At 65.5% G+C, this 12,511-nt stretch carries 9 protein-coding genes and 1 pseudogene; 6 read left to right on the top strand and 4 right to left on the bottom strand.

Translation table 11 applies throughout. The annotated features are described in order from the left end of the window. The first annotated feature begins 242 nt into the window (after positions 1-242). Both B9N93_RS21350 and B9N93_RS21345 read left to right on the top strand, forming a co-directional pair. Entirely contained in the window at positions 243-476 is a 234-nt protein-coding gene (locus tag B9N93_RS21350; protein WP_125469154.1) for a hypothetical protein, read from the top strand. Continuing rightward, positions 473-2,359: a potassium transporter Kup gene (locus B9N93_RS21345; protein ID WP_085216448.1), complete on the top strand. Its 1,887-nt coding sequence runs from the start codon at positions 473-475 to the stop codon at positions 2,357-2,359. Before B9N93_RS21350 ends, B9N93_RS21345 begins: the two co-directional genes overlap by 4 nt. Positions 2,360-2,419: 60 nt before the next feature. Here B9N93_RS21345 and B9N93_RS25790 read toward each other — a convergent pair whose 3' ends face one another. From B9N93_RS25790 to B9N93_RS25785, 3 genes and pseudogenes are all read right to left on the bottom strand, one after another. Next, entirely contained in the window at positions 2,420-2,593 is a 174-nt protein-coding gene (locus B9N93_RS25790; protein ID WP_176225381.1) for a hypothetical protein, read from the bottom strand. Between the two features lie 77 nt (positions 2,594-2,670). Continuing rightward, positions 2,671-2,739: pseudogene (locus B9N93_RS26925) on the bottom strand (hypothetical protein); the annotation flags it as partial. After that, complete coding sequence (locus tag B9N93_RS25785; RefSeq protein ID WP_176225380.1) at positions 2,720-3,874, bottom strand: glycosyltransferase family protein; 1,155 nt, start codon at positions 3,872-3,874, stop codon at positions 2,720-2,722. The gene B9N93_RS25785 and the pseudogene B9N93_RS26925, both read right to left, overlap by 20 nt. A gap of 652 nt (positions 3,875-4,526) precedes the next feature. On the opposite strand from B9N93_RS25785, the gene B9N93_RS21335 reads away from it, so the two are divergent. Continuing rightward, positions 4,527-7,481: a PAS domain S-box protein gene (locus B9N93_RS21335; protein WP_176225386.1), complete on the top strand. Its 2,955-nt coding sequence runs from the start codon at positions 4,527-4,529 to the stop codon at positions 7,479-7,481. Between the two features lie 123 nt (positions 7,482-7,604). Then, positions 7,605-8,039, top strand: a complete 435-nt coding sequence (locus B9N93_RS21330) for a hypothetical protein (protein WP_085216446.1) — start codon at positions 7,605-7,607, stop codon at positions 8,037-8,039. 26 nt (positions 8,040-8,065) lie between these two features. On the opposite strand, the gene B9N93_RS21325 is transcribed toward B9N93_RS21330, so the two are convergent. Beyond that, on the bottom strand, positions 8,066-9,460 hold the full coding sequence (locus B9N93_RS21325) for an FAD/NAD(P)-binding protein (RefSeq protein ID WP_254899499.1): 1,395 nt from the start codon (positions 9,458-9,460) through the stop codon (positions 8,066-8,068). Positions 9,461-9,854: 394 nt separating this feature from the next. On the opposite strand from B9N93_RS21325, the gene B9N93_RS21320 reads away from it, so the two are divergent. Then, the gene (locus B9N93_RS21320) at positions 9,855-11,690 is read left to right on the top strand and encodes a S8 family serine peptidase (protein WP_085216444.1); all 1,836 of its coding nucleotides are present in this window, start codon (positions 9,855-9,857) and stop codon (positions 11,688-11,690) included. A gap of 336 nt (positions 11,691-12,026) precedes the next feature. Next, a complete protein-coding gene (locus tag B9N93_RS21315; RefSeq protein WP_085216443.1) occupies positions 12,027-12,491 on the top strand; it encodes a hypothetical protein in 465 nt (154 codons plus the stop codon). The last annotated feature ends 20 nt before the right edge of the window (positions 12,492-12,511 follow it).

Below are 12,511 nucleotides of genomic sequence, written 5' to 3'. Positions count from 1 at the left end.
TAGGCGATGGCGGGTCGCCATCCGAGCATTTTCAGCGATGAGTGTATGGAGGCCGGTTGCCCAGCCCCGCTTGGGCAGTGGCGGCGGCTGGAGCATTTTCACGTGATCTGTGGGTGGACACGAGTACATGCCCACCCGGCACCGGACGTGCATCCAAACCGAAAATGCCCTTGATGGGGCGCTGGGTTAAGAAAACGCTGGGACTTTGGGGTGTGTTCGGCAAGCTGGTTGGGAATCCGGGCATGCACCTGGGTAATATCTCCTTCCTGACCGGGAATTACCGCCGGTTCGCCCTGGCCCCGGCCTACGATAGGCTCCCCATGCGCTGGGCACTCCTGGTTCCGGGTCCGTTCGGCCTGGCGGAGGACTTCTGGGCCAAAATGCGGGAGTGCGCAAGGCTGGTGGGGCGTTGGTCCGGGATCGCCGGGGACGCGGCCATCACGCGATATTCAATCTCCAATAAGAGCAAGTTATGAAAAACAACTCCCCGGCTTCGGATCGCCATTGGATCAGGCATCTCGCGCTACCCGCCCTTGGCGTGGTTTTCGGCGATATTGGAACCAGCCCGCTGTATACCCTCAGGGAATGCCTGAACGCCGCCGGGACCGCCCCGGTCGAATCCGTGGTCCTCGGCGTGCTGTCGATGATTTTCTGGACCCTCCTGTTTGTGGTCGCCCTCAAGTACGTCGCCTTCGTCATGCGGGCCGACAACCAGGGTGAGGGCGGGATCATGGCCCTGCTGGCCCTGGCCCAGCGGTCCTTGCAAGGGCCGCCTTGGCGGCGCTGGCTGCTGGTGATGGCCGGTTTGTCCGGCGCGGCCCTGTTCTACGGTGATGGGATGATCACCCCGGCTATCTCGGTGCTGAGCGCGGTCGAGGGCTTGGAGGTCGCCACGCCCCTGTTCCGGCCCTACATCATCCCGACCACGCTGGCGGTGTTGGTCGGGCTGTTCGCGGTCCAACGCCATGGCACGGCCAGGGTAGGGCGCTACTTCGGGCCGGTCATGCTGGTTTGGTTCCTGGCCCTCGGCGGCATGGGATTGTTCAGGATCGCCGAACATCCAGGGGTGCTGCGCGCCTTGAATCCCTGGTATGCCCTGGAATTCCTGGCGGCGCATGGGCACGAGGCGCTGCTGGTATTGGGTGCGGTGGTGCTGGCGGTGACCGGGGCCGAAGCCCTCTATGCCGACATGGGGCATTTCGGTGCGCGGCCAATCCGGGCCGCTTGGTTCTACCTGGTCCTGCCCGCGCTGGCGCTCAATTATTTCGGGCAGGGCGCGACCGTGCTGGCGGTGCCCGACGCCGCCCGCAACCCGTTTTTCCTGATGTTCCCCGAGGCTGCCCGGATGCCGATGGCGCTGCTGGCGACGGCGGCGACAGTGATCGCTTCCCAGGCGGTGATCTCCGGCACTTATTCGTTGACCCAGCAGGCGTTCCAACTGGGCTACCTGCCCCGGATGCATATCCTCCACACCTCCGAGACGGAGCGGGGGCAAATCTTCCTGCCCGGTCTCAATACTTGGCTGCTGATCGGCATCCTGGTGTTGGTGCTGGGCTTCGAGAGTTCCAGCCGCCTAGCTTCCGCCTACGGCATCGCCGTGACTGGCACCATGCTGATGACCAGCGTGCTGTTCTACGTGGTCGCCCGGCAAGCTTGGGGGTGGAACCGGGCCTTCCTGCTGCCGCTGGTGGGCATCTTCTTAATGATCGACGGAGCGTTCTTCGGGGCCAACCTGCTCAAGGTCGTTGAAGGCGGTTGGTTGCCTTTGGCCATCGGGTTGGCGGCCTTCGTCGTGATGTCCACTTGGCGTAAAGGCCGGAGCCTCTTGTTCCAGCGCCTCTATCCGCAGAAGGCGTCGATGGAGCGGTTCATGGCCGACACGGTGCCCGGCATGCCGGGCCGGGTGCGCGGGACGGGCGTTTTCCTCGCCGCGCCGGGCGAGGGGATTCCCAACGCGCTGTTGATGAATGTCCGGCATAACAAAATCTTGCACGAGGAAGTCGTCGTGCTGGTCGTCCTGTTCACGGACCAACCCAGGGAGCCCGAGGCAGACCGCTATTCGGCCCAGGATTTGGGGTTGGGGTTTTTCCAGGTGATTGCCCGGTTCGGCTTCATGGAACTACCCGCGGTCCCCCGGATATTGGAGGAATGCCGGCGGCGCGGTTTGCTCGATTCCGGCCCTGGGGACACCTCCTATTTCGTCAGCCGCCTGCGGCCTTTGCCCACGCCCGCCCCCGGCATGGCCTTGTGGCGGGAAAAGCTGTTCGCCTTCATGCTGCGGAACGCCGCCCATGCCCCGGATTTCTTCCAAATCCCGGCGGAGCAGGTCATCGAGATCAACGTGAGGGTGGAAATCTGAGCGGAACACCGGACCGGCCGCGGCATCCCGTGGTTTCCAAGGATGCCGGAAAATCCCGCTTCAAACGCAGCCTTCTTGCGCGAGGCGGCGCTGCGCGGCCAGCAGTTCGGCCAGGTACGGCGCGTCGGCCACCCGCCGCAACCCGCCTTGCCCGTCCGGTGCCACGTTCCACAGGCCACTGTTATGCCAATGCTGGTCGTTCTCCCAGCCATCCAAGCCTCGCGGTCCTGCCAATGCAGGTTGTCGCCTAATAATTCGCGGTACAGCGCCTGCACATCATCGTCGTTGGAAAACATGATGTGCCCGGCGTAATCGAAGGTGAATCCGTTCTCCTCGATGGAGCGGCACCACCCGCCGACGCTATCCCCGGCTTCCAGCAACAAAGCCTCCGGCAGGTGATAGGCCGCGCTGAGGCCGGTGGGACCGGCCCCGACCACGACGGCACTGTGATAACCCTCGCGGTCGCGCGAAGCGGGGCGCGGCACCCGGTCGCGCCCATGCTGCACCTTGGCGATTTCGTGGGCCATGGCGCGGGCGGTGGCATCCCAGGAAGTGTTGAGCAACATCTTGCGCATGGCCCCGACCCGTTCGGCGGTGTCGGTTTCCGGCGCGGTCAAGGCGTGGCCGCAAGCGGCGACGAAGGCGTCGATGCCCTCGCCCAGATGCACGATAGCGCCATAGGGTTCGGCCACGTCGGTGATCGGCGGGCTTTTCGGCGGCCATGTATTCCAGGGTCTTGGTGGGGCTGATATAGCGCGTCGCGTCGTTGAGCGCGAACGGCAACAGGCACACATCCCAACCCGCCAAAAAGGCCGGCAGTTCCGCATAGGCCCGCTGGCCGAAATAATGGAGGTTCGGGGCCTGGGGCAAATCCTGCGGGCTGATCTTGGTCACCGGCCCCACCATCATCAACTGCCAATCGGGCCGGGCGCGGACCAGCGCATCCAGCAAAGGGAGGTCGAGCCGCTCGTCGATCACCCCGAAAAAACCCAGCCGGGGCCGGGGTTTGCCGGCTTGCCCGGCATGGTCCAAACCGGACCGGCGGGCCTGGCCGAAATGGGCCAGATCGACGCTGCTGGGGAAACAATGCACATTGGGATGGCGGCCCTGTTTGGCCCGATGCAGGCTGGGACCGCCGGTGAACACCAGATCGACCGTGCGGTAGGCTTCGGCCTCGCGGTCCAGCAGGCCGGGCGGAGCGCCCTTGAAGGCCGACACCTCGTCCATCACATCGTAGATCAGGCCCAGGGGCTTGAGTCCACGGGCCAGGGGCAGGGCCAGCGGGGTGTAGGGCCAGACCAAGCGGTTGACCAGTTTTTCCTGCTCGACCAGACGTGCCAATAGTGTTTCCAATAGGGGACGCTGGCGGGCGTTGAAGCCGGGTTCTGCGATGGCGGTCACGGGAGTGGCGGTCATGACCCCCGGCTGGGGCCGGGCCAATTCCCAACGCGGTTCCAAGGCGTCCGGGTCGAATATCGGCTCCTCGACATAAACCACGGGAAAACGTTTAGCCAAACTGGACAATAAGTGTTGCTGGCGTTGCTAAACCCAATTCCAGCGTAGATGGGAAAATACAATCAGGGCGGGCATCCTTTTCATCATCGACTCTCCATATCAACATCGGTAAATATCCTTATAAACCCCTGCCGATGGTGGATCCATCCAATTTCATTCCCTAGCTTTATTGAAGCGGTAGACTGGCTTCGTCCGCGATGGTTCCATGCCGGGGCTGGCCCAGACCCAAGTTGACCGGATCGATGGCTCTGGGAATTCCGCATATCTCCTGTGGCCTTAAAATAGTCACCCCGCGATATTCCGAACCCGCCGGAGACGCCACCCAGGTTCAAGAGCGGCTGCCCAGTCCTGGAGAAAACCCCAATATCCATCGGATATTGAAAAGGGTAATATGCTGCTATTCGAAAGCCGATGGTATTCCGGGAGCCCCAAACATAAGCCACCGATCATCGCTTGGCGATCCGGGCCGGTCTGCCGAATAGCATCCATGGCGGGATAGCCATGGTGATAGCCGGGTAGTCCGTTTGCGGATTAAGGATTTATCAAACCCACCACCCCTTATGCATTAATGCTTATGTCGAGCCACAAGGAACAACGGAAAGTGGGTCATGCCCGTCCCGTGCTTGATATACCCGAAATCGGAAATACGCCTTTGTCCAGTCAATGTTTAGGCCCCACCCCACCCCTTCCTTATTCCGTCCGGCCCGGCTTCGATTTCCTGGCGGGCGGTGGCGAGACGGGCCGCTTGATCCGCGCCCTGGATTGGTCCCGCACCCCTTTGGGGCCGGTCGAGTCCTGGCCGCAAAGCCTGCGTACCTCGGTCAGCACCTGCTTGCATTGCCCGTTCCCCATCCTGATTGGGTGGGGGCCGGAATTGGTGATGCTCTACAACGATGCCTACCGGCCCCTCCTCGGTATCCAGCATCCCGGCGCGGTGGGCCAGCGGGGTCGCCAATGCGGGGCCGGGATTTGGGACACCATCGGGCCGATGCTGGAGCAGGCATTACTGCGCGGCGCGGCCGGCCCGGTGGACGATTTATTGCTGCTGGTGGAGCGCGATGGCTCTCCAGAAGAAGGGTATTTCAGCTTTTCCTACAGTCCCATCCACGACGAGGATGGCAAAATCGCCGGGGTGTTCTGCCCGGTGATCGACACCACCGCCAAGGTGGTCGGCGCGCGCCGTTTACGGACGCTGCGCGATCTGGGGGCGCTGGGCCGGAGCGGGTCCGGGGCCGACACCTGCGAAGCCGTGGCCGCCGTGCTCGCCGCCAACCCTTACGATTTGCCGTTCGCCCTGCTTTATCTCTCCGACCCGGAACACAAGACCTTGCGCTTGGCGGGTAGCGCCGGTATCGCGCCGGGCGGTCCCGCCAGCCCTTGGGAACTGCCCTTGGACGGCGCAAAGGGCTGGTCCGTGGAGGGACTTCCGGCCGGGGGGCGGCTGATCGAACCGCTATGGGCCTTGTTCCCCGGACTGCCCACCGGCGCGTGGCGACGCCCGCCGGACCAGGCCCTATGCCTGCCGGTAGTCCCGCCGGGCGCGGGCCGGGCCGCTGCCGTCCTGATCGCGGGGCTGAATCCGCACCGGCGACCGGACCCGGATTACCGCCAGTTCCTCGGCCTCGTGGCCCAGCAATTCGCTATGGTCCTGCCCGTGGCCGACGACCCGGCCCGGCACACCGCCCACCGCCGCCTGCAAGCCCTGATGAAGGCCCTGCCGGTCGGCGTCAGCTTTTCCGACGATCCCTCTTGCCAACACATCACCGGCAATCCGGCGGTGCTGGCGCAGTTCGAAGTCGCCGATACCGACAATCTGTCCGCCTCCGCCCCGGATATGGAGGCACCGGGCCGCCAAGTCCGCTTTTTCCGGGACGGCAGGCCGGTCCTGCCCGAGGAACTGCCCTTGCAGCGGGCGGTGGCGGAAAACCGCGAAATCCCGCCGATGGAATTGGAAGTGTGGCTCCCGAGCGGCAAGCGCTGGTTCGCGCTGGCCTCGGGCGCACCGCTGCGCGACCCGGTCGGCCAGGTCATCGGCGGCGTGGCCGTGACCGAGGACGTCACCGAGCGCAAGCGGGCCGAACGGGCGCTCGCCGCCAGCGAGGAACGGTTCCGCGCGATCTTCGAATACGCCGCCCTCGGCATCGCCATCATCGACGCGGAAGGCCGCTTGATCCGCTGCAATCCCGCCTATTGCGCCCTGCTGGGCCATACCCAGGCCGAACTGGCCCACCGGATATTCCTGGAACTGGTGCATCCCGAGGACCGCGCCGACAACTTGCTCGGAATCCAGCGCCTCCTGGCCGGGGAACTGCCTTATTTCGAAGTCGAGAACCGCTATCTGCGCCAAGACGGCGAACCGGTCTGGGTACGCAAGTTCGTGTCGTTCCTGCGCGTTCCGGCCCAGGAAGCGCCCCATCTCATGACCCTGGTCACCGATATGACCGAGCGCCGCCGCATGGAGGACGCCCTGCGCGAGGGCGATAGGCGCAAGGACGAATTCCTGGCGATACTTTCCCACGAACTGCGCAATCCCCTGGCCCCGATCCGCAATTCCCTCTACGCGCTGGGCGGGGCCGGTGGCCACAGTTCCAGGACCGCGCACGCGCTGACGGTGATGATCCGGCAAGTCGACCATCTGGTCCGGCTGGTCGACGACCTGATGGAGGCTTCCCGCATCACCCGCGGCAAGGTCGAATTGAAAAAGCAGCGCATCGCCCTGGCCGGCGTGATCGAGCAGGCCGTCGAGACCAGCCGGCCCCTGGTCGAGTCCGGCGGGCACCGGCTGGACGTGGTCCTGCCGCCGGACCCGCTCCACCTCGACGCCGATCCGGTCCGGCTCGCCCAGGTCTTCACCAACCTCTTGAACAACGCGGCGAAATACACCGAACCCCATGGCCGGATCGGCATCGCCGCGGAACGGCAAGGCAACGAGGCCGTGATCGGCGTCAGCGATACCGGGGTCGGCATACCCGAGGCGATGCTGCCCAGGGTATTCGAGTTGTTCTCCCAGGTGGACCACGGCCAGGGCCGGGCCCAGGGCGGGCTTGGCATCGGGTTGGCCCTGGTCCGCCATTTGGTCCAGTTGCATGGCGGGCGGATCGAGGCCCGGAGCGGGGGCGTGGGCCGGGGCAGCGAGTTCGTGGTGCGGATACCGCTGGCCGAAGCGCCCCCGGCCGGCTTCCAGGCCAGCGCCGATCCGCCCGCCCCGGAGTTCCCGCGCCGCTTGCTGGTGGTGGACGACAACCGCGACGCCGCCGACAGTCTGGCTTTGTTGTTGGAATTGCTGGGGATCGAGGTGCGGGTGGCCTACGACGGGTCCGCGGCCCTGGCCCTCCTGGCCGAGTTTCCGCCGGACGTGGTCCTGCTCGACCTGGGGATGCCGGGCATGGATGGCTACGAGGTCGCCCGGCGCATCCGGGGTCAGCCCGGTGGCCGGGATATCGCGCTGTTCGCCCTGACCGGCTGGGGGCAGGCGGCGGACCGCCACCGCACCCGCCTGGGTGGCTTCGACCAGCACTTGGTGAAGCCGGTCGATTTCGAGGATTTGCGGCGGCTCTTGGCCGAGGTGGGCACCTGCCGCGGCGGGGCGCGGGATGCCGGACCCTAGCCGTCCCGGCGGTCGGGCGGGCTGGACACCCTCCGTCCGGCGGCGATAAGCTCCGTCCCAATGCCCAAACCCCGGCCAGCCGCAAAGACTGGCTTCCATCCATGATCCATTGGGAATCCGCTTATGCCACAACTCCAATCCGCCCTGTTGGGCCGTGCCGACGTGCCCACCCGTGCCCAGCTGCAAGAAGCCCTGCGCGAATTCAAATTCAAGCTCGATGTGGACGCGGCCTACGCCCCGTTCCAAAGCGTGGATTACCTGCCCTGTACCCTGAACGGCGAGGACGGCGGCGTGAAGCTGCGGTTCGATGCCGTGGAGCCGTACCTGGCCCAGTTCCCGGAACTGGGCGACCTGTCCGCACAGCGCGATACCCTCATCACCCTGCGTTCCGGCGGCGATCCCAGGGAGGATGTTTGTGTGTTGATGTTGGCGGCGGTGTTGGCGGCGGTGTTGGCGGCGAAATTCGGCGCTATCGTCCATGATCCCAAGAAGAACGTGGCGATCCCCACCGACAAGCTGTTGGGCTTGGCGCGGAGCCGGTTCGCCGAACTGGATTGACCGGACCGCGCCCGCGGCGGGCCGTTTCAGCCCGCCAACAGCAAACCGGCCAGGCGCTGGGCCTGCACCCGCAATTCCGGCACCGCCGTGGTTTCCCATAGCATGCCCTTGCTGGGTGGGCCCAGGGTGAACAAGCGGTCGGAAATCACGCCCTGGGCATTGACCAAGCCCCCGTCCATGGCGACCTCGATTCCCAGGGACAGGGGGTCGGGCCGGATCAAGCCCTGGTCCAACAGGTTGCGGACCAGGGCACTTTCCAAGCGCCGGTAATTGCTCTCGGAACCCGAGCAATTCACCACGGCCTCGACCTCCAGCGTCTCCGCCCGTTCCACGCCGCGCGGACGGATCGTCACCTCGACCCCCGTTTCGGTTTCCCGGTAGCCCTGCACCCGTCCGGCATGGCGCACGAGCTGGCCGGACTCGGCTATCGCCTCCAGCCGGGCCGCCACGCCGGGGGCCAGCCGGTGCCGGTGCAAGTCCCAGAAGGGCCGGGCATGGCGCATGAACCGGCGTTTCTCGGCCAGGGGCAGGCTTTGCCACAGGCGTTGGTTGTGGGGGCGCAAGGCGTCGATCACCGCCCGCCAATCGCAGCCGGTCTTGGCGACATAGGCCCGGATTTGGCGCACCCAAGCCCGCACCGAAGGATCGCCCGTTTCCAGGTCGAGGGCGAAACCGACCGGGTCCGCCGCCTGGTGGGCCTTGGGCCAGAAGCCCCGCCGCGAAACCACATGGACCTGGCCGGTATAACCGTATTGCCCAAGGCTCACCGCCCAATCGACCATGGTCAAGCCGCTGCCGACCAGGAGGCAGGAGCGCGTCTCCAGGATTCGCTCCAACACCCCCGGCAGCCAGGGATTGCGGTGGTAGCGCGGGCTGCGGTAGAAGTTGGGATCGGGGATGGGCAGGTTCCCCGGCGGGAAATTGCCGAGGGCCAGCACCGCGCGGTCCACCCGGAACACCTGCCCCCCGGCCAGGACCAGCTTGATTTCGCCGTTGGGTTCCGGGGACAGCTTGGCGACCTTTTCGGCCCGGCGGATCAGGGTGACGCCGGGGGCGGCGGCGCGTTCGGCCTCGGCCAGCACCCAGGCCAGATAATCGCCATAGGCGCGGCGCGGCAGGAAGCTTTTGGGGCCGACTTCCACGACCCAGGGCGGATTGAGCAACTGGGCCTCGCGCTCTTTGGCCCAACGCAGGAAATGTCCGGGATCGTCCGGGAAGGCGCTCATATTGGCGGCCGGCACGTTGAGGAGCTGGCAATCCAAGGGCGTGGCATAGGCGATGCCCCGCCCGAACTGTTTGGGGTCGCGGTCGAACAAGCGTACCGTGAGCGGTACCTTGGACTCCTTCAGCAAATGGGCCGCGACCAGGGTGCCGCTATAGCCGGCACCGATAATGGCGATTTCGGAGGGTTTGCTTGGCATGGGCATAGGGCGTTCCTTCTGGGTTATCCGGTCGGCGTCACAAGAAAGCCGGCGGCTGCGGGGCGCATCGGCTTCCGGCGGAATGGGTCGGGGAGCGGCGCGGGCCGTGGCGATGACGGGTCTTCGGCGCGTGGCTTCGACAGGCCGTCGATTTCCCCCGTGAATATTGTAGTTTCAATCCGCCCGCGTCGGCGCAATATCCACGCGCCGGGTCCGCCCTGGCCGGTGGGCGCCTGCGTCGCGACCCGTCCGCGCCCAACCACAACCGGTTTTTACCAGCCATAATAATCCAGGCCGCCAGGGGAGCGGCCGGGTCCGGTGCCCGCCGGGTACCCGGACCGGCTTTCCCGCAGGTCCGATCCGTCATTCCCTTGCCACTTCACAGACACTCGCTATGAAAACCAAATACATGCAATCCGCCCGCGCCCTCGCCTGCGCCGCTTTGTTCGCCTCCCTCCAGCCGGTGGCGGTCTGGGCCGCACCGCCCGACCTCGACCAGGCCGTGCCGCAACGCCTGCTCATCGACACCTCCGGTCCCACGGCCCACGCCTCGCTCCGCGCCTCGTTGGAACAACAGGGGATGCAGGTGGTGAGCGACCATCCCGGACTCAATTTCATGGTGGTCCAGACCCCCCAGACCGGCACCGTGTCGGCCCGGAGCGCCCTGGCGGGCCTGCGTGCCGACAGCCGGGTGGCACGGGTCGCCCACGACCGGGTCAAGCGGCTGATCAATCCGCAAATGCGGCGGGAACTGTTCGGCGCGGCCCCGTTCCGCAAAAAACTCGCCGCCCCAAGCGCGGGCCAAGCCGCGGCCCGCGTCGCCGCCGATCCCGCCCTGGGACTCGCGGGGCTGATGTGGAACGCCCAGCGCATCCACGCGCAGCAGGCCTGGAACCAAGCCCTGGGGCTGGGCTATCAATTCATCAAGGTCGGCGTGGCCGACACCGGGCTCGACTACACCCACGCCGAACTGGCCGACAAGGTGGACGGGGTGGTCGATTTCACCGTCAACGAACAGCCCAATCTCTGTGCCTACTACGGCTACCAAACCGACGCGCAACTCGCCGCCACCTTGGGCGCGCCGGCGGCGGATTTGGATTTCCACGGCCATGGCAGCTGGATCGGCGGCAGCATCGCCGCCGCCCTGGACGGCAGCGGCATCAACGGCATCGCGCCGGGGGTGCAATTGGTATCGCTGAAGATCGCGCAGAACTGCGGCTACGCCTACGATTCCGAAATCCTCGACGCCTTCGCCTACGCCGCCGATCATGGCATCGACGTGGTCAGCATTTCCTTCGGCGGCTACCTGGACCGCACCGACCCCGAACAGGACCTGATCTACAACTTCTACCAGCGGGTGGTGGACTACGCCTGGAACCGGGGCACCTTGATCGTGGCGGCGGCGGGCAACGAACACGCCCGCATCGGCATGGGCGGGCAGGTGTTGAGCCATGGCATCCTCGATGTGCCGCCGGGTGGCACCGACTATTACGGCCTGTGGGAAACCCCGGCTGGCATTCCCGGCGTGGTCATGGTGTCTTCCACCGGGAATGTGGTGAATGCGCCTGCGGACACCTGCCCCGCCGATTCCCTGGCCAACGGCAACCATCAATGGTGCAAACTGAAGACCGACGCCCACCAACCCAGCGGCGTCGGCCGGAAGAACCAACTGGCCTATTACAGCAACTACGGTCCCCGCGTCGATTTCGCCGCTCCCGGCGGAGCCCGCAAGTTCAACCTGCCCGTCATCGATAACGGCGGCACCGAGGGCTGGCCTTGGACCGGCCAGGGTTCGATAGCCGGGGGCGGTTCGGTCGCCGATGGCTACAACGCCTGGGAGGTTTTTTCCATCACTTCCAATTACGCCCAGGATATTCCCTGCTTCATGATCAGCGGCACCGCGTTCCCTGAAAAGCAATGCTATGCGGTGATCCAGGGCACTTCCATGGCTACGCCGCAGGTGTCGGCGGTCGCCGCCCTGGCCTTGAGTACCCATCCTGCGGCCTGGAAAGACCCGGCGGCGGTGGTCTCGTTGCTGCGGGCCGGTGCCGTGCCCATCGTCAACAACCGGACCCGCGTCCTCAGCGCGACCGATACCTCGCCCGGCGATCTGGGCGGAAAGGCTTGCACCTATGGCTATTGCCACCTGGGCAAGCAAGTCATCAGCGACCTCGAAGCCTATGGCGCGGGTTTGATCGACGCCTACGGCAGCGTCAGCCAGCCTCAATAAGTCGGCGGCGGCGCGGACCGCGGCAACAGGCCATGGTGGCGTTGCCGCGGTCTGCGATGGGTCACGGAGGCTCGTGGAATCGCCCAACCCAGGGGCCGGAAGCCGGGGTGCCGGGGCGTTTTCGGCTTGAGTGTACGCTCAGCGTCAATGCCGGATTTGAGGCGGGCGAAGGCGATCTGCATGGATTTTGCAATAAGACGGGGGCCGCGCAGTCCGGTTCCGGGCCGGGTCGGCCCGCCGCGCAACGGGCGGCACCCGCCGCAAGCTGCGGCGCACGCGGAAAAATCCAAGTCCAATCAATCCTTTAAATCCATCCCCCGTTACAAGGAGCGCATCATGCCCGCATTGATCGAGACCACCGCGCCGATAGAATTGGCCCCCGCCAAGACTTCCGGACTCAACAATCTCGGTGTTCCCATCGACACAAGCACACAGGTGAAGAAGGGAAAGCGACAAGAATTCCTACAAACCCTGGATACCGGCGCGATAGCCCGGCGCTACCAGAACATCCGGGTCATCCTGGTGAAAACCACCGAGACCGGCCGGGTGTTCTCCAAGCTGATTGTGCAGTTCGAAGTGTTCGGCGACGATTGGCGCAGCGTCGGCGAGAACGCCGGGATCGATTTCGCGCTGTGCCAGGGCGACGAGGTCTTGCACACCCTTCCCCAGGGCAAGCTGTTCCTGCCCTATTGCCGGAGCTGGTACGAAAACCAGTTCGAACACACCATCCCGGACGCGGTGTTCGACCTGGCCACCCACTTGGCCTTCATCGCCAAGGCCGATGAAATGCAGCCGGGCTGATCCCCGCTGGTCGGCGGGAC

This window comes from Methylomagnum ishizawai (genome assembly GCF_900155475.1).
GTDB lineage: Bacteria > Pseudomonadota > Gammaproteobacteria > Methylococcales > Methylococcaceae > Methylomagnum > Methylomagnum ishizawai_A.
The sequence above is the reverse complement of the archived record's forward strand: the minus strand, read 5'-3'. Positions and strand labels throughout refer to the sequence as shown.

What these genes read in the sequence shown, in the direction of transcription:
- B9N93_RS21315 (WP_085216443.1), top strand. Translation starts at nt 12,027, where the DNA reads ATGCCCGCATTGATCGAGACCACCGCGCCGATAGAATTGGCCCCCGCC.
- B9N93_RS21345 (WP_085216448.1), top strand. Translation starts at nt 473, where the DNA reads ATGAAAAACAACTCCCCGGCTTCGGATCGCCATTGGATCAGGCATCTC.
- B9N93_RS21320 (WP_085216444.1), top strand. Translation starts at nt 9,855, where the DNA reads ATGAAAACCAAATACATGCAATCCGCCCGCGCCCTCGCCTGCGCCGCT.
- B9N93_RS21330 (WP_085216446.1), top strand. Translation starts at nt 7,605, where the DNA reads ATGCCACAACTCCAATCCGCCCTGTTGGGCCGTGCCGACGTGCCCACC.
- B9N93_RS21325 (WP_254899499.1), bottom strand. Translation starts at nt 9,460, where the DNA reads ATGCCAAGCAAACCCTCCGAAATCGCCATTATCGGTGCCGGCTATAGC.
- B9N93_RS21350 (WP_125469154.1), top strand. Translation starts at nt 243, where the DNA reads ATGCACCTGGGTAATATCTCCTTCCTGACCGGGAATTACCGCCGGTTC.